Here is a 16,301-nt window from a genome sequence, read left to right on the forward strand (position 1 = left end):
GCGACGGAGCAGGGCTATGGATCAACCGACGATCAGCGTTCCGCCCATCGGCCTGACGCAGAAGTATCCCGACGTCGGCACAGGCCCGGTCGCGACGGAGATCTACTGCGACCCGGTCTTCTATGAGAAGGAGCTCGCGGCGATCTTCCAGCGCAGCTGGTACATGATCGGCCGGGTCGAGCAGATCGCGAACCCCGGCGACTTTTTCGTCGCCGAGCTGCCGACCTTCCGCCAGTCGCTGCTGATCTGCCGCGACCGGGACGGGCGGGTGAACGGCTTCCACAACGTCTGCAGCCACCGCGGCAACGTCGTCGAGCACCGCGACTGCGGCAAGACGCGGCTGTTCATGTGCCGCTTCCACGGCTGGAGCTACGACCTGAACGGCGCGCTCGCCGCCGTGCGCGACGAGGAGGGGTTCTTCGACCTGGACAAGGGCCAGCTCGGCTTGAAGCCGGTGGCGACCGAAGTCTGGGAAGGCTTCATCTTCGTGTCGCCGCAGGCGCAGCCGACCCAGACATTGGCCGAGTACCTGGGCGAGCAGGGGCGCGATCTGGTCGGCTACCCCTGGAGCGCCTGCAGCCAGCATTACATGTGGGAGACCGAGATCGCAGCCAACTGGAAGCTGGTCGTCGACTCCCCGGCCGAGGTCTACCACATCCCGATCCTGCACCCGACCTCGGCGGCGCCGACCATGATGGCCTCGGGCAATCCCTTCGGCCGGCTGCTGGACGTCGAGCTCAAGGGGCCGCACCGCACCAATTCGCACTACAGCGTTTCCGGCGAGCCGCAGCCGGTGCAGTCGCTGGCCTACAAGAACGCGGCGGCGGCCCAGAATGTCGTTCGCGACAGCCTCGATTACGAGATGCCCAAGGGGCTGAACCCGACGCGCTCGCCGCACTGGTCGGTGGACCTGGTGATGTTCTTTCCCGGCCTGGCCTTCACGGTCTCGGCGGGGATGTACACGGCCCATCAGGTCTGGCCGCTGGGGCCGAACCGCAGCCTCTACCAGCAGCGGGTCTTCATGCGGAAGGCGCGGAACGCCGCCGAGCGGTTCGGCCAGGAGAACACCATGGTCGAGTTCCGCGACGTGGTGATGGAGGACCTGAGCACGCTCGAGCGCATCCAGCGGGCGGTCGACACCGGCCAGATCCAGCACTTCCATTTCCACGACCACGAACTGGCGTTGCGCCACCAGGCCAAGGTCGTGAAGGACGTGGTGGCGGCGTGGGAGCGGGAGCAGGCGGGCTAGGCGGCCGGCCCGCATAGGCCGTATTCCTAGCAGCTTGTCCCAAGAGGTCGATGACGATGAACGCAGAGATGAGCGGGCGCACCGCGGTGATCACCGGCGGCGGGCGGGGTTTCGGCAAGGCGTTCGGCGTCGCCCTGGCCGCACGAGGCGCTCACGTCGTGCTGGTCGATCTCGACGGGCCGGCGGCCGAAGCCGCCGCCACGGAGATCCGCGCCCAGGGCGGCGGGGCGATCGGCCTGGCTGGCGACGTCACTGACGAAGCGAAGATGCGGGAGATCATGGCCCAGGCCGCGGAGGTCCGCGGCGGCGTCGATATCCTTATTAACAACGCCGGACTGCACAGCCACGAATACAGCCAGCCGATCCTGGCGATGGGGCTCGCCAAGGTGAAGCGGCTGTTCGAGGTCAATGTGATGGGCGTGATCGCCTGCACCTTGGCGGCCGCGCCGCACATGAAGGGCCGCGCGGGCGCGAGCATCGTCAACATCTCGTCGTCCGCCGCCTACATGGGCGGCACGGCTTACGGGAACAGCAAGCTCACGGTCTCGGCGCTGACGGTCACCCTTGCCCGAGAGCTCGCCGCCGATCGGATCCGGGTCAACGCCATCGCGCCTGGCCTGATCCTGACCGACACCATCGCCGCCGAACTGCCGCCGGAGACCAAGGCGCGGGTCAAGGCGATGCAGATGCTGCAGGACGACGGGAGCGAAGGCGACATTGTCGACGCCATGCTCTTCCTGACGTCGCCGCAAGCCAAGTTCATCACCGGCGAGACTATGCGGGTCACCGGCGGGATGGCGGCGGGGACATGACCCGGCCCCGGTCGTCGGTTAGCCCTGGGCGAGCGCCGCCCGCGCCTCGCTGATCTCCTGGATCAGGCTGCGCACGTCGCCGGCGGTGGCGCCGCCATCGACCGACAGCACCTGGGCGGTGATCTGCTCGGCGCGGTCGCTGGCCAGGAACAGCGCGGCCTGGGCGACGTCGAGCGGCCGGCCCTGGCGCTTCAGCGGCTGGCGAGCCATGCGGATTTCGCCGATCGCCGCCTGCAGCCGCGCCGCGGCCTCCGCCGTCATGCCCGGAGCGGGGGCCTGGAAGGTCCCCAGGTCGGTCGGGATGTTGCCCGGGCAGATGCAGTTCACCCGGATCAGGTGCTCGCCGAGTTCGATCGCCGCGGACTTGGTGAAGCTGACGACCCCGGCCTTGGCGGCGCGGTAAACCGGAAAGCCGTAGCCGGAGGCCAGCCCGCCGATCGAGGCGGTGTTGATGATCGAGCCGCCGCCATGCCGGGCCATGTGCCGCGCGGCGGCCTGGGTCCCCAGCATCACCCCCAGCACATTGACCGCCATCACCCGCTCGAAGGCGCCGAAGTCGTCGTCGAGCAGCCGGCCGGTCGCCTCGTCGGTGACGCCGGCGTTGTTGAACATCACCTGCAGGCCGCCGAACTCGGCCACGGCGAAGGCGACCAGCGCCTCGACCTCCTCGCGGCGCGAGACGTCGGCGCGGCGGAAGCGGACGGCCGAGCCCAGGGTTTCGGCCAGGGCCGCGCCGGCGGCGACGTCGACGTCGGCGACGACCACCTGGGCGCCCTCCGCCACGAACAGCTCGACCGCGCCGCGGCCCAGCCCCTTCGCGCCGCCGGTGATGACCGCCACCTTGCCCGCCAGTTCCTGGGTCAAACCGCTGCTCCCGCCTCACCTTATTGGCAGTGAGCCACGCCGGCCCGTCGCCGTCTCGACAGTTCGCGCCCGATCCGGCGCATCAGGCGTGGTTGGCGGAAATCGTCAGCCGCCGATCAGTCGGACGAAAGCGTCGGTGGCCAGCGCCACGATCCTGGTGAGTAGCAGCAGCAGCGCCATCAGGCCGACGGCTGCCAGCAGGTCGCCGCCGCCCGTCGGAACGCGGCGCGACGTACCGGCCCAGTGCGATCGACGAAACCTGTTCAGCTCGCTCAACCTCATCATCGCCGCGCCTCCCGAGCATCTAGTCTTCGGGACACCGCCTATTTGTTCAACGCAAGCGGTGCGCTCGCGATCCGTGTTTTCCTCGCGAGACGATCAAAATTAGCGCGGGGCGGCGGGGGCAGATGGAGAGGCGCGCGCGGTCGAGCGGGCGGACGCCTTCGGTGCTAGCTTTCGCGACATGCGCCCGACGACCCCTCGCATCCCGATGATCGCGCCGAAGGACTTCACGCCGGAGCAGGCGGCGATCGCCGGCGGCTGGGGCGAGCTCAACTTCACCCAGATGATGGTCCAGCATCCGGGGCTCTACCGGACCTACATGCCGTTCGGCGAGAAGCTGATGCGCGGCTCGGAGCTGCCGGCCAAGGATCGGGAGATCCTGGTGCTGCGCGCCGTCGCGCTGTGCCGCGAGACCTACGAGGCGACGCACCACGTGCTGATCGCCCGCAACATCGGCATGACCGAGGCCGAGATCGCCGCGGCGCAGAGCGGCGGCGCGGCGCTGGCCCCGTTCGAGCAGACGCTGGCGAAGGCGGCCGAGGAGCTGGTCCTCGACCACTGCCTGAGCGAGGCGACCTGGGCCCAGCTCGCCGAGCGCTACACCCAGGTGCAGATGATGGAGCTGGTGTTCCTGGTCGGCGAATACGTGATGCTGGCGATGGTCACCAACAGCTTCGGCATGCCGGTCGAAGCCGGCCTCCACGCCGGCTCCGTCCCGAACGCGTAGCGGCCGCCCGCTGGTGTCCCGATTCCGAAGTTCGCTTGCGCATTGTGGCGGCTCTGGCGAACTTCGGAATCGATCGGGACACTAGCAAGTATATGTTTCTAGTGTGCTTTACGGATCTGAAGTTCGCTTCGGCGCTTGACCGATGTGCAGGCGAACTTCAGATCCAGCACACTAGAAGATGAAGTCGTTCCGGGCCAGGGACGAGACCCCGAGCACGGTGATCGAGTTGTTGCCGGACAGGTGGATGACGCTGTCCAGACTGCCGTCGCTGTCGACGTCGGACACGGTGATGTCCAGGCGGTTGAAGCGGGTCGCCTGGACGCCCAGGTCGATCCGGTCGGTCCCCTGCTGGAAGTCTTCGATCACGTCGGCGCCGTTGTTGCGGCCGAAGGCGAAGACGTCGCGGCCGCCGGTGTTGGTCGCGGTCATGGTCGCCGCGTCGCCCCACATGTGATCGTCGCCACGGCCGCTGACCAGCCGGTCGTCGCCGCCGGCCGCCGCGCCGGTCATGTCCCAGGCGTCGCCGTAGAGGTAGCTGCCCGAGCCGGAGCCGCCGACCAGGGTGTCGTTGCCGCCGACCGCGTCGGCGTACATGAACACCGCGTCGCCGATCAGCTCGCTCTTGGTGGTGGTGAAGCCGCCGACCAGCCGGTCGTCGCCGCCGCGGGCGCTGTCGAACATCTCCGCGGCGTCGCCTCTGAGGGCTTCCGTGGCGCTGGAGCCGCCCATCACGGTGTCGTTGCCGCCGACCGCCTCGCTGGTCATCCACACGGCGTCGCCGAACAGGGCGTTCGACCCGCCGGTTCCGCCGACGACCAGGTCCCCGCCGCCGCGCGACGGGCCGTTCAGCTCGTAGGCGTCGCCGATCAGGAAGTTGTCGGCGGAGTTGAGCCCGCCGTAGAGGGTGTCGCGGCCGCCTTGGCCGGCGCTGCTGATCCCGGCGTCGCCGACGATGAAGTTGGAGACCGCGCCCGCGCCGCCGACCAGCAGGTCGGCGCCGCCGACGCCGGCGATCATCAGGTCGGCGTCGCCGAAGATGCGGTTCTGGCTGCCGGCCCCGCCGACGATCGTGTCGTTCCCGCCGATCGAGGTGTCGAACAGGTAGCGGGAGTCGCCGTAGAGCGCGTTGCTCGCGCCGAAGCCGCCGAAGATCCGGTCGTTGCCGCCCCTGGAGGTGTTGTACTGCTCCCAGGCGTCGCCATGGATGAAGTTGGCTTCGTTGTTCACGCCGACCAGCGTCTGGTCGCCGCCGACTGAAATTCCGCTCAGACTGCCGTTGGTATCCCCATAGATCTCAGCCATCGCAGACCCTCCCTGTACTGTTACAGAGGCTCATTGAGCCCGTTCGCGCGTTTCGCAGGCGACGGGGCGCAGCAACAGCCCGTTGTGCGCGGCTCATATTCTAGATGTTAAGCGACTCCCCTCGACGAAACGCGGCTCAGGCTGAACGCGTCTTCTTCAGCCGCCGTTCCGGCATCCGGACATCCGGATTAACCGATGATGGGCAAGTTACTCCGCGGTGAGCGCACGGCGTGGCCCGCGCGCTCACCGGTAACCGGATCAAGCGATGACCGTCAGAAGCGGTAGCCGAGCGATCCGACGACGTTGCGACCGTTGCCCGTGAAGCAGTCGCCATAGACGCGGCAGGCGGCGAAATAGCGCTTGTCGAAGAGGTTGCTCGCCCGCAGCGACAGGACCCAGTTGTCGCGCTCCCATTCGGCCAAGGCGTCGACGAGCGTGTAGCCGGGCGTGCGCTGCTGCCAGCCCTCGGTGGTCGAAAGCACCGAGCCGACATAGCGGACCCCGGCCCCGAACCGCAGTCGGCTGCCCTCGTCGATGTCGAACGCCTTCATGGCCCAGGCCGAGGCGGTGTGCTTGGGAACCTCGCCGAACTGCACGCCGAGGCGGCGTCCTGAGGCGCAGCCGCGGGTCTGGCCGGCTGCGGCTCGGCGCGGCGGACCGGCCGGGCGCTGGCGCTCGGAAGGGTCGCGAGCGTGAACCCTCCCGCGCCGTCCGAGACCGCCCGCAGCCCGGCGCCGCGCAGCAGCTGATCGAGCCCAGCGGCGGCGGTGTAGCGGCCGCGCAGGCCGGACGTGCGCCGATTGCGCACCAGGGTGGGGTCGAACGCGATCGTCACGCCGGCGTCGCGGCCCAGCTGGGCGATCGCCGCGCCGAGCGGTCCCGCCGGAATGTCGAGCTGGCTCGCCGGCGGTGATCTCCAGGCAATCGCCGGTGTCCGCTGCGCACGCGCACACGCGACTCGAGCACCGTTATGGTCGTGGCTGCGGCCTCCCGGCGAACGGTGAAGACCGTTCCCATCGCGGTCGCCGTCCCCTCTGGCGTTTCGACGACGAACGGCCGCGCATCATGACCGACGCCGGCCATCACCTGTCCCCGGAACAGCGTCACGGTCCGTCGCTGGCGATCCAGATGGGTGTCCAGCGCGGCGTTGGTGTCGATCGTCAGCCGGCTGCCGTCCGCCATGACCACCGTCCGCTGCTCGCCCGGCGCGGTCTTGTAGTCGGCCAGCAGCCCGCGAACGGCGAACGACGGCGCCAACAGCCAGCCTGCGCCGGCGCTCAGCAGCAGCGCCATGGCGACGCCGTCCACCTGCCGGCGGCGGCGGGTGCGCGCGGCCAGCACCGAGCGGACGGTCTCGCGGCCGATGGCGTCGGTCCTGTCGATCGTGAGGTCGAAGGCGCGCATCCGGTCGAACGCCAGCCGAAGCAGCGGATGCGCGCGACACCAGGCCTCGCAGGCCGCGCGCTCGGCCACGCTCGCCTCGTCGGTCGCCAGCACCGCCGCCCAGCGGGCGGCCGCCAAGATCGTCGCGCGGTCGGGCTCGGAGGGGAGGGGGACGCTCACTCAGGCCGGATAGGCGAGCGCGTAACAGTGCGCATAGACCTGCGCGACATACCGCTTCACCATCCGGTCCGACACGCCCAGCAGAACCGCCGCTTGGGCATAGCTCCGCCGCTCGAAACGGATCAGCACGAAGGCCGTGCGCGCCTTCTCCGAAGCGCCTTCGAGCATCCGCACGACGGCGTCGAGCAGCTGGACGGCGACGAGGATGCGCTCCGGCGTCAGCTCATCCCACTGGTCGGTCCGCGCGGCATGGATCGCCAGGTAGGCGCGTTCGATTTCCCGGTGGCGGATGTCGTCGATCAGCAGGCGGCGCGCGACGGTCGCCAGATAGTTCTTCGGCGAGTCCGGAAGGCTGGGCAGGGGGCGTTCCAGCAGCCGGCAGAAGGTCTCCTGGGCGAGGTCCGCCGCGCGGTGCGAACAGCCGGTGTGACGGCGCAGCCATTGGCGCAGCCAGACGCTGTAGTCCTCGTAGAGCGAGGCGATCTGGATCGTCGCGGCCGACACGCTGGCGCCTCCTCGATCGCAACCCGGCGATCGTTGGAGCCGCGTCGGCGAATACCCGCCCCCGCTAGCAAGGATGCAAGGGCCTCTCGAGCGAGGCCGGCCGCTTCGCCAGCTACGCCGGCCGGTTCCCCAGGTTCGCCGCGTGCTTAGCCGCGACATAGCCAAACGTGAACGCCGGGCCGATGCTGCAGCCGGCGCCGGGATAGGTGCGGCCCATCACCGCCGCCGTGGTGGTCCCGGTCGCATAGAGGCCGCCGATGACGCTGCCGTCCTCGCGCAGCACCCTGGCGTAGGCGTCGGTCACCACGCCGCCGAAGGTGCCGACGTTCCCGGGCACGACGGTGACGGCGTAGAACGGTCCCTTCTCGACCGTGCCGAGCGCGGCGTTCGGCTTCTGCGTCGGATCGCCCAGCCAGCGGTCGTAGGCGCGCGCGCCGCGGTGGAAGTCGTCGTCGCGGCCCTGGCGGGCGAACCCGTTGAACCGCTCCGTGGTGGCCTTCAGCGTTCGCGGATCGATGCCGCAGGCCGTGGCCAGGCCGTCGAGGGTGTCGGCCTTGCGCAGATAGCCCTCGAGGAACCAGGCGGCCGGCTTCTTGGCCCCCGGCATGGTGTTCGCCAGCATGTGCCGCTCGATGTACTGGCTATCCATGATCCACCAGCTCGGCACGGCCGGGACCTTTTCGTGGCGCGCCAGCATGCGCTGGCAGAACTCCATGTAGGAGCCGCCCTCGTTCATGTAGCGCTCGCCCGACTGGTCGACCAGGAAGGCGTGCGGCTTGGCCAGCTGCATCTGCACGCCCTGCGGGCCGAGGCCCGGCGGCAGGGTCATCTGGTTGCCGACCATCTCCTCCATCTGCGCCATCTGCGCGCCGATGCGCATCAGCTCGCGGTGCATGTCGCCGGTGTCGCCGGGGGCCGCGTGGGTCCACTCGGCGCGGACGTTCGGGATGTATTTGTCGAGCATCTGCTGATTGTGGGCGAATCCGCCGGCGTTCAGCAGCACCCCGGAGCGGGCGCCGACCCGCCACTCGCGGCCGTCCTTCTCCGTCACGACGCCCGCCACCGCGCCGCCGCCATTCAGGATGAGCTCTGTCACCGGCGCCTCGGTGCGGATCTCGACGCCGGCCTTCAGCGCGGCCTTCAGCATGCGCCCCTGCAGCGCCGCGCCCGCCGTCACCCAATGCTTGCCGGTCAGCTTGGCGATGAAGCCCCTGAGGCCGGTCTTGAGCATGACCCACTTGCCGCGCCAGGAGACCTTGAACAGCGGCAGGCTCACCGCCTCGAAGATCGGCGCCGGCAGCGGAAAGGCGTTCGGCCGCAGCTTCGACTTCCACGGCCCCAGCTCGTTGACGTCGAACAGCTCGGCGACGACGGTGCGGCCCGGGGCCGAGCCGCCCGCCCGATCGTCGTAGTAGTCGGGCCAGTAGGGCGAGCGCCGCAGCTTGATGCCTTCGCCGACCAGGAAGTCGACCATCTCGGGGGCCTCGCGCAGGTAGGTCTGGCGGCGCTCGCGCGTCGCCCCGGGCGCGTCAGCGTGGTCGCCGACGACCGCGTCGAGGTAGGCGGTGGCCTTCTCGTGGCTGTCCTCGACGCCCTGCGCCTGCATGAAGCGGTTGTTGGGAACCCACATCACCCCGCCGGCCTTGGCCGTCGAGCCGCCGACGAGGTCGGTCTTCTCGAGGATCAGCACGCTCTTGCCGGCCTTGCGCAGGACCAGCGCCGCGCACATCGAACCGCCGCCGCTGCCGACGACCACGAAGTCGAACACCTCGTTCATGTCCTGCACGGTCTTCCTCCCTGGCGGCGCACCCCTCAGGGGGAGGCGTTTCCGCATCTCAGCTTTTTGTTGTCTTCCGTCCGCGGCCGCGCAGGGCCTCAGAAGCCGATGTCGAGCACCGGCGCTTCGAAGCCGCTGTTCACCGTGCGCGAGGCCTTGGCGAGCTTCTGCGCCTCCAGTCCCGCCAGGTAGCCGTCGATCAGCCGCTGGTAGTTGCTGATCATCCCTTCCTTCTGGCTGGACAGCCGCATGTAGTCGAAGCCCTGGGCGTGCAGCCCCTCCTGCTGGATCGGCAGGTTGGAATAGTCCTGGCGGGGGATCTCCGGGAAGTCGGGGCTGTCGTGCGGCAGGACCACCGGTTGCGTCACCCGCGGCCGCGGATCGTCTTCGGCCATCGGGACCAGCGACCAGATCTCGAACAGGCAGGTCTCCGGCGTCAGCGGCCGGATCCGGTAGGACGACATGGCGCTGAAGAACGGCAGCAGGAAGAAGTGCGGGAACATGAACTCGACGTAGGTGAAGCCGTTCTCGGCGTCGGCCTTGTTCATGTCGAACACCGGCAGGCCGCGGGCCAGGCCGGCCTGGTAGATCTCGTCTTTGACCCGGGCATAGAAGGCGCCGGCCGCCTGGCCGAGGTCGTCCGGCAGCGCCATGTCCCGCAGGCTCTCGGCGATCGCCACCTCGTCCTTGGTGATCATCCCAGCCATCCCCTCGCCGTTGGTGGCGAAGAACTTCAGCGTCTTGTCGACGAACTCCCGCGGCGTGGTCCGCCGCTCCGGCGCGCGGGCGCCGGCGTCGAGCCCGTAGGGGCTCATCTCGACCATCATGTGCGCGTAGAGCTGCGGATGGGTGCGCATCACATGGTAGCCCTCCATGAAGGCCTCCATCGCCAGCTTCCAGTTGGTCGGCAGCTCGGTGGCGTACCACCACTCCATCTTCAGCTGGTCGACCTTGCGCGCGTCGAGCTTGTCGAGCACCGGCCCCATGCTCTCGCGGAAGCCCGGCGCGTCGTTGTCGAAGTTGATGAAGGCGCAGCCGCCCCACAGCTCGATCCGGCAAGGGACCAGGTTCAGCTCGGCGGCGTCGAGGTTCGCCTCGTCGAACACCTGCCGGGCGAAGACGAAGGTGTTCTTGCCTTCGGTGTTCCAGCGCCAGCCGTGGAACGGGCAGGTGAAGCCCTGCACCTCGCAATTGCCGCGGCCGCTGGCCAGCTTCACGCCGCGGTGGCGGCAGGCGTTGTGGAAGGCCTTCACCCCGCTGGGCGTGCGCACGACGATCACCGACTTGTCGAGGATCTTGTACTCGACCCAGTCGCCGACCTCCGGGATCTCCTCCAGCCGGCAGGCCATCTGCCAGATGTGCGGCCAGAGCTTCTCGCGCTCGAGCTCGAAGAATTCCGCGTCGTAGTAGCGCTGGGCCGGGATGCGCTGCGGATGCGTGACCCGGTGGGGCACGGCGTCGAGCTTCAGGGTGTCGCTGGCCGTCATCGAGATCGTCCTGTCCGAGTCGTCGCGCCACATCCGACGTGGCCCACGCTGTTGATACAATGCCCATTGGGCAATGCAAATCAAGCCGGCGAAGGGCCTTCCTGCAGCCGCGCCAGCAGGGCGGGGCCGGCCGGATCGCCGTTCAGCATCTGGTTCTGGCGATGGTCGATCCGTCAGCCGCCGTCGGGCTTGCGCGACAGCTGCAGCCGCGAGGCGCTCAGCCGGCCGACGACGAAGCCGTTCTCGCGGTTCATCACCACCATGGTGTGGCAGGTGGCGGTCGCCCGGTCGCCGTCGACGACCACATAGGGCAGGCTCGACAGGTGGCCGCAGCCCGCCTTGACCAGGCCGAGGTGGCCTTCGTCCCGGGTGATCGCGGCGATCCGCTCGCGGCCCTCGAAGGCGCCGATGTCGCCGACCGCGTAGACGCCGTCCTCGGCGTAGACGGAGCCGACCGCGTCGGCGTTGCAACCGTCCACGGCGTACCCGTAGCCGCAGATCAGCTGATAGATGGCCAGACGGTCTTCGACCGCCTGCAGGCGCGTTTCGACCGTGGTGCTCATGTCATGTCTCCAGGGAAGAGGGCTCAGCCGACCATGACGCCGCCGGCGTCGCAGGTGACGGACTGGCCGGTGATGGTTCGGAGATCCGCGGGCCGGCAAGTGCCCGATTGCGCGGAACTCGCCGCCGAGATAACGGGTGTTAGCTAACATGCGTACAGCTAGCGACCGGCATGGGATCGCGCCGAGTCTCGTCCGACCCGTTGCATCGACATCAAGCCTGAGGACTCCGCCCGAGCGACCTACCGCGCGAACAGCCGCCCCAGGGCGTCGAGGACGAACGCCTCCACGCCGGCCGCCGAGTTCCCCGCGCGGTGGGGCGCCAGGTGGGCCAGGGCGATCCGGCCGTGGGTCAGCGAGATGATCAGCAGGGTCGCCGATTCCGCATCCCGCGCCGGCAGCGCCACGCCCTCGGCCGACAACTGCTGAAGCTTGGCCAGGACGTTGCGATAGGCGGGTTGCAGCAGGCCCGGGAGGTCCGGGAACTGTCCGGTCTCGACCGGCTGCAGCGCGTAGAGCAGCTGGTAGCGCGACGGGCGCTCCATGGCGTAGCGGACGTAGGCGGCCATCGCGCTGCGGAGCTGAGCATAGGCGTCGTCGGCCGGCGCCGCCTGCGCGGTCTCGGCCATCGCGTCGCCGAGCTGGCTCCAGCACTCGCGGACGATCTCCGCCAGCAGGGTCTTGGCGTCGGCGAACTGGGAATAGACCGAGGGCGCGGCGACCCCGGCCTCCCGGGCGACCATGCGCAGGCTCAGCTCGGCCGCGGGGGCGCGGTCGAGGATCCGCATCGCCGCCTGGATCAGCTCGGTCCTCAGGTGCGAACCCGCGCCGCGCTGGTTTCTTTGTCGCTGTTGCACCGATTCACCGTCGCCCACGCCGCCACTATAGCGCGCGGCCACTTTACATCGCAAACCTAACGCCCGTAAGTTCATGCGGCGAGCGCGGCAACCACCTACCGAAGGGCCTGACCTCATATGAAATTCACGTTGGCCATTCCATTGGGCGAGATTGCGCCGCGCGGCGAGTTCCAGTCGATCGAGGCGATCGGCCAGATGGCGCAGGCGCTGGAGCTGGCCGGCGTCGGCGCCTGCTACGTCACCGACCACCCGGCGCCGTCGGCGGACTGGCTGCACGCCAACGGCCACGACGCGCTGGATCCGTTCACCGCCCTGGCCTTCGTGGCGGCGGCGAGCCGGCGGCTGCTGCTGCACACCAACATCGTCGTGCTGCCGTACCGCAACCCGTTCGTCACGGCGAAGGCCGCCGCGACCTTGCAGGTGCTGTCGGGCGGGCGACTGATCCTCGGCGTCGGCGGCGGCTACCAGAAGGGCGAGTTCGAGGCGCTTGGCGTCGACTTCCACCAGCGCGGCGCCCTGTTCGATGAGGCGCTCGAAGTGCTGCGCCTGGCCTGGTCCGGCGGCGTGGTGGTGAAGGAAGGCCGAAACTTCGCCGCCGCCGGCAACGAACCGCGCCCGGCGCCCGACCCGCAGCCGCGGGTGTGGATCGGCGGCGGCAGCGACAAGGCCGTCGAGCGGGCCGCACGCTGGGGCGACGGCTGGTGTCCGTTCTTCGCCGCGCCGACCATGAGCAAGCTCAACCAGGACAGCGGCATCCAGACGGTCGCCCAGCTCGCCGGCAAGATCGCCCAGTTGCAGGACCTGCGCGCGGCCCAGGGGCGCACGGGGCCGTTTGACGTCTCGATCGGACCGCAGGTGCGGATCAAGGACCGGACCCGCGCCGAGGCGGAGCAGTACCTGGAGGCGGTCGACGCGCTGGCGCAGGCCGGCGTGACCTGGGTGGGCGCCGAACTCGGCCACGAGAGCCGCGCGGCCTACCTCGAGAACGTCCAATGGTTCGGCGAGGAAATCATCGGGTCTGGGCCTGGTGGAGATGGGCTACCGGCATTCCGCGGCCACGACGGTCTACGGGGGCACCAGCGAGGTGCTTCGCAGCATGGTCGCCGAACGGCGGCTGGGTCTGCCGCGCAGCCGCGCGTCATAGGAGTCGGAGGCGCCGAGCGCACTCCATAACGTCACAAGAGGGAGGAACATCCATGGATGGAATGTCGGATCTCGAACGGCTCCTGGCCATCGAGGACATCAAGCTGCTGAAGGCCAGGCGCGACCGCGCCGTCGACACCAAGGACTTCGAGACCTATTACGCGCTGCACGCGCCCGATCACGTCTCGCACAACGACGGCTTCGACCGGTGGAACAACCGCGACGAGATGATCGTCAACGTTCGCCGGCTGATGGCGGACAACATCTCCGTCCACCACTCGCACACGCCCGACATCACCTTCGACTCCCCGAGCCGGGCGGTCGGGATCTGGGGCATGGAAGACAACATCTTCTGGCGGCAGGACGGCGAAGAGCACTGGCTGCAGGGCTTCGGCTTCTATCACGAGACCTACGAGAAGCGTGACGGCGTCTGGGTGTTCACCAGCCGTCAGCTGAAGCGGACCCATGTGCGGACTTCGGCCGGCGCGATGATGGGCGCCCAGCGGCTCGCTACGAACGGGACGAAGCCGTGAGCCGGCGCCCGGTCCCGGAAGCGGACGGCGCCGTCGGGCGGCGGTTGCTTCCCGCCGCCCGAACTTGCGCCGTCTAAGCCGCGTACCCCGGCTTCAGATCATAGCGATCGGCGTTCATCACCCGGCTCCAGGCCGCCACGAAGTCCTTCACGAACTTCTCCTGCGCGTCCGCGGAGGCGTAGACCTCGGCGAAGGCGCGCAGTTCGGCGTGCGAGCCGAAGATCAGGTCGACCCGGGTGGCGGTCCATCGCGGCTGCAGGGTCTTGCTATCAACCCCGTTGAACAGGTTTTCGTCGGCGGTCGGATGCCAGATCGTGCGCATGTCGAGCAGGTTGACGAAGAAGTCGTTGGTCAGCTGGCCCGGTCGCTGGGTGAACACGCCTTCCTTGGCGCCCTTGGCGTTGGCGCCGAGGACCCGCAGGCCGCCGACCAGGACCGTCATCTCCGGGCCGGTGAGCCGCAGCAATTCGGCGCGGTCGACCAGGGCTTCTTCCGGCGCCATGAACTGCAGGCCGCTCTTGCGGTAGTTCCGGAAGCCGTCGGAGAGCGGCTCGAGCGGCGCGAACGAAGCTGTGTCGGTCTGCTCCTGCGTGGCGTCCATCCGCCCAGGCGCGAAGGGGACCTTGACCGGCGTGCCGGCGTCCTTGGCGGCCTTCTCGACGGCTGCAGAGCCGCCAAGCACGATCAGGTCGGCCAGGGACACCTTCTTGCCGCCGGCCGCGGCGCTGTTGAAGTCGTTCTGGATCGCCTCCAGCGTCTGCAGCACCTTGGCGAGGTCGGCCGGGTCGTTCACCTCCCAGTCCTTCTGCGGAGCCAGGCGGATGCGGGCGCCGTTGGCGCCGCCGCGCTTGTCCGAGCCGCGGAAGGTCGAGGCCGACGACCAAGCCGCGGAGACCAGCTGCGGGACCGTCAGGCCTGACGCCAGGATCTTGGCCTTGAGGGCTTCGACGTCCGCCTCGTCGACCAAGGGGTGGTCCACCGGGGGGATCGGGTCCTGCCAGATCAGGATCTCCTGCGGCACCAGCGGGCCCAGGTAGCGCTGGATCGGGCCCATGTCGCGGTGGGTGAGCTTGTACCAAGCGCGGGCGAAGGCGTCGGCGAACTCCTCCGGATGCTGGTGGAAACGCCGCGAAATCTGTTCGTACGCGGGGTCGAAGCGCAGCGACAGGTCCGTCGTCAGCATGGTCGGCACGCGCTTCTTCGACGGATCGAACGGGTCCGGCACCGTCGCCGGCGCGTCCTTCGCCTGCCACTGCTGGGCGCCGGCCGGACTCTTGGTCAGCTCCCACTCGAAGTTGAACAGGTTGTCGAAGAAATTGTTGCTCCACTTGGTCGGCGTCTGGCTCCAGACGACTTCCGGGCCGCCGGTGATGGCGTCGCAGCCCACGCCCGTGCCGTGCTTCGAGCGCCAGCCCAGGCCCTGATCCTCGATCACCGCGCCTTCCGGCTCGGGGCCGACAAAGGACGGATCGCCCGCGCCATGGGTCTTGCCGAAGGTGTGGCCGCCGGCGATCAGCGCGACGGTCTCTTCGTCGTTCATCGCCATGCGCGCGAAGGTCTCGCGGATGTCATGCGCGGCGGCGACCGGGTCGGGATTGCCGCTGGGGCCTTCCGGGTTGACGTAGATAAGGCCCATCTGGACCGCGCCCAGGGTGTTGTGCAGCTGACGTTCGCCGCTGTAGCGCTCGTCGCCGAGCCAGGAGCCTTCCGGACCCCAGTAGAGCTCCTCGGGCTCCCAGGTGTCCGGGCGGCCGCCAGCGAAGCCGAAGGTCTTGAAGCCCATCGACTCCAGGGCGACGTTGCCGGCCAGGACGAACAGGTCGGCCCAGGAAATCTTCTGGCCGTACTTCTGCTTGATCGGCCACAGCAGCCGGCGCGCCTTATCCAGGTTGGCGTTGTCCGGCCAGCTGTTGAGCGGGGCGAAGCGCTGCTGGCCGCCGCCCGCGCCGCCGCGCCCGTCGGAAATGCGATAGGTGCCGGCGCTGTGCCAAGCCATGCGGATCATCAGCCCGCCGTAGTGGCCGTAGTCGGCGGGCCACCAATCCTGGGAGTCGGTCATCAGGGCCTGGAGGTCCTGGATCACCGCGTTCAGGTCGAGTTTCTTGAACTCCGCAGTGTAGTTGAAGTCTGCTTCCAACGGGCTGGATCGCGCCGAATGCTGGCTGAGGCTGTCGAGGCGCAACCTGTCCGGCCACCAGTCACGGTTGCCCCTGCCGCGCTGACCGTGAGCCACAGGGCATTTGCCTGGTGCATTGTCGTCCATGACGTTCCTCCATCGAACTGGCCTGTCCAGCAGCCGGCCGCTTGGGCGAAATTCGCCGCCTCTGACAGGCGACGCCTGCTGCGACACTTTGTAAAATTGATTTTCGAGATGGAGGCGATCGATTGAATCTATCGATCTCCACCGCCAGGCCGAACAGCAGTCACCGCGCCGCGACGCGCGTGGATCAACGTTCCACAGAGCACGTGGTTGAGCATGGCGGGTTAGATCCCGAAAGCAGGTTTAAACGCGATTAGATGAATGTTGATCGGCGCGTTCTGGCCACACTCCGTAAGTGGCCGACGAATACCTTGTATTTTGACGCGGCGCGCATCTTTAACCTGAAGTCGCCGATCTCAACTTTTCGTTCAACGCGCAGGC

General features: G+C 68.7%; 18 protein-coding genes. 6 read left to right on the forward strand and 12 right to left on the reverse strand.

All coding sequences use genetic code 11. The features are described 5' to 3' along the window. The first annotated feature begins 16 nt into the window (after positions 1-16). The gene (locus tag ACSQ14_RS22675; protein ID WP_436016777.1) at positions 17-1,249 is read left to right on the forward strand and encodes an aromatic ring-hydroxylating oxygenase subunit alpha; all 1,233 of its coding nucleotides are present in this window, start codon (positions 17-19) and stop codon (positions 1,247-1,249) included. 50 nt (positions 1,250-1,299) lie between these two features. Further along, on the forward strand, positions 1,300-2,061 hold the full coding sequence (locus ACSQ14_RS22680; RefSeq protein WP_436016779.1) for an SDR family NAD(P)-dependent oxidoreductase: 762 nt from the start codon (positions 1,300-1,302) through the stop codon (positions 2,059-2,061). Positions 2,062-2,079: 18 nt separating this feature from the next. Here ACSQ14_RS22680 and ACSQ14_RS22685 read toward each other — a convergent pair whose 3' ends face one another. Continuing rightward, positions 2,080-2,925: an SDR family NAD(P)-dependent oxidoreductase gene (locus tag ACSQ14_RS22685; protein ID WP_436016781.1), complete on the reverse strand. Its 846-nt coding sequence runs from the start codon at positions 2,923-2,925 to the stop codon at positions 2,080-2,082. Positions 2,926-3,030: 105 nt separating this feature from the next. Then, a complete protein-coding gene (locus ACSQ14_RS22690; RefSeq protein ID WP_436016782.1) occupies positions 3,031-3,201 on the reverse strand; it encodes a hypothetical protein in 171 nt (56 codons plus the stop codon). 187 nt (positions 3,202-3,388) lie between these two features. Between ACSQ14_RS22690 and ACSQ14_RS22695 the strand changes: the two genes are divergently transcribed. Beyond that, complete coding sequence (locus tag ACSQ14_RS22695) at positions 3,389-3,934, forward strand: carboxymuconolactone decarboxylase family protein (protein WP_436016783.1); 546 nt, start codon at positions 3,389-3,391, stop codon at positions 3,932-3,934. A 171-nt stretch (positions 3,935-4,105) separates the two neighbouring features. On the opposite strand, the gene ACSQ14_RS22700 is transcribed toward ACSQ14_RS22695, so the two are convergent. The 9 genes from ACSQ14_RS22700 to ACSQ14_RS22740 all read right to left on the reverse strand — a co-directional run bounded on the left by ACSQ14_RS22700 (position 4,106) and on the right by ACSQ14_RS22740 (position 11,984). Next, the gene (locus ACSQ14_RS22700; RefSeq protein ID WP_436016785.1) at positions 4,106-5,236 is read right to left on the reverse strand and encodes a calcium-binding protein; all 1,131 of its coding nucleotides are present in this window, start codon (positions 5,234-5,236) and stop codon (positions 4,106-4,108) included. Between the two features lie 272 nt (positions 5,237-5,508). Further along, positions 5,509-5,832 (reverse strand): TonB-dependent receptor domain-containing protein, encoded by a 324-nt coding sequence (locus ACSQ14_RS22705; protein WP_436016787.1) that lies wholly within the window; start codon positions 5,830-5,832, stop codon positions 5,509-5,511. After that, positions 5,784-6,071 (reverse strand): STN domain-containing protein, encoded by a 288-nt coding sequence (locus tag ACSQ14_RS22710; RefSeq protein WP_436016789.1) that lies wholly within the window; start codon positions 6,069-6,071, stop codon positions 5,784-5,786. The genes ACSQ14_RS22705 and ACSQ14_RS22710 overlap by 49 nt, the downstream gene beginning before the upstream one ends. Then, the gene (locus ACSQ14_RS22715) at positions 6,068-6,757 is read right to left on the reverse strand and encodes a FecR family protein (protein WP_436016791.1); all 690 of its coding nucleotides are present in this window, start codon (positions 6,755-6,757) and stop codon (positions 6,068-6,070) included. The genes ACSQ14_RS22710 and ACSQ14_RS22715 overlap by 4 nt, the downstream gene beginning before the upstream one ends. Positions 6,758-6,799: 42 nt before the next feature. Further along, the gene (locus ACSQ14_RS22720) at positions 6,800-7,303 is read right to left on the reverse strand and encodes a sigma-70 family RNA polymerase sigma factor (protein ID WP_436016792.1); all 504 of its coding nucleotides are present in this window, start codon (positions 7,301-7,303) and stop codon (positions 6,800-6,802) included. Between the two features lie 112 nt (positions 7,304-7,415). Beyond that, entirely contained in the window at positions 7,416-9,080 is a 1,665-nt protein-coding gene (locus ACSQ14_RS22725) for an FAD-binding protein (RefSeq protein WP_436017602.1), read from the reverse strand. A 98-nt stretch (positions 9,081-9,178) separates the two neighbouring features. Beyond that, positions 9,179-10,567: an aromatic ring-hydroxylating oxygenase subunit alpha gene (locus tag ACSQ14_RS22730; RefSeq protein WP_436016794.1), complete on the reverse strand. Its 1,389-nt coding sequence runs from the start codon at positions 10,565-10,567 to the stop codon at positions 9,179-9,181. A 173-nt stretch (positions 10,568-10,740) separates the two neighbouring features. Further along, entirely contained in the window at positions 10,741-11,130 is a 390-nt protein-coding gene (locus ACSQ14_RS22735; RefSeq protein WP_436016796.1) for a nuclear transport factor 2 family protein, read from the reverse strand. A 239-nt stretch (positions 11,131-11,369) separates the two neighbouring features. Further along, positions 11,370-11,984: a TetR/AcrR family transcriptional regulator gene (locus ACSQ14_RS22740; protein WP_436016798.1), complete on the reverse strand. Its 615-nt coding sequence runs from the start codon at positions 11,982-11,984 to the stop codon at positions 11,370-11,372. 117 nt (positions 11,985-12,101) lie between these two features. Here ACSQ14_RS22740 and ACSQ14_RS22745 point away from each other — a divergent pair, with 117 nt between their 5' ends. Continuing rightward, positions 12,102-13,157, forward strand: a complete 1,056-nt coding sequence (locus ACSQ14_RS22745) for a TIGR03619 family F420-dependent LLM class oxidoreductase (protein WP_436016800.1) — start codon at positions 12,102-12,104, stop codon at positions 13,155-13,157. A gap of 23 nt (positions 13,158-13,180) precedes the next feature. After that, on the forward strand, positions 13,181-13,660 hold the full coding sequence (locus ACSQ14_RS22750; protein WP_436016802.1) for a nuclear transport factor 2 family protein: 480 nt from the start codon (positions 13,181-13,183) through the stop codon (positions 13,658-13,660). Positions 13,661-13,733: 73 nt separating this feature from the next. Here the strand turns inward: ACSQ14_RS22750 and katG are convergent, their stop codons facing one another. Further along, positions 13,734-15,923, reverse strand: coding sequence for a catalase/peroxidase HPI (gene katG / locus ACSQ14_RS22755; RefSeq protein ID WP_436016804.1), 2,190 nt, complete (start codon positions 15,921-15,923; stop codon positions 13,734-13,736). On the opposite strand from katG, the gene ACSQ14_RS22760 reads away from it, so the two are divergent. Continuing rightward, positions 15,816-16,049: a hypothetical protein gene (locus ACSQ14_RS22760; RefSeq protein ID WP_436017624.1), complete on the forward strand. Its 234-nt coding sequence runs from the start codon at positions 15,816-15,818 to the stop codon at positions 16,047-16,049. The genes katG and ACSQ14_RS22760 overlap by 108 nt on opposite strands. The last annotated feature ends 252 nt before the right edge of the window (positions 16,050-16,301 follow it).

The organism is Phenylobacterium sp. LjRoot219, assembly GCF_964252995.1.
Lineage (GTDB): Bacteria > Pseudomonadota > Alphaproteobacteria > Caulobacterales > Caulobacteraceae > Phenylobacterium.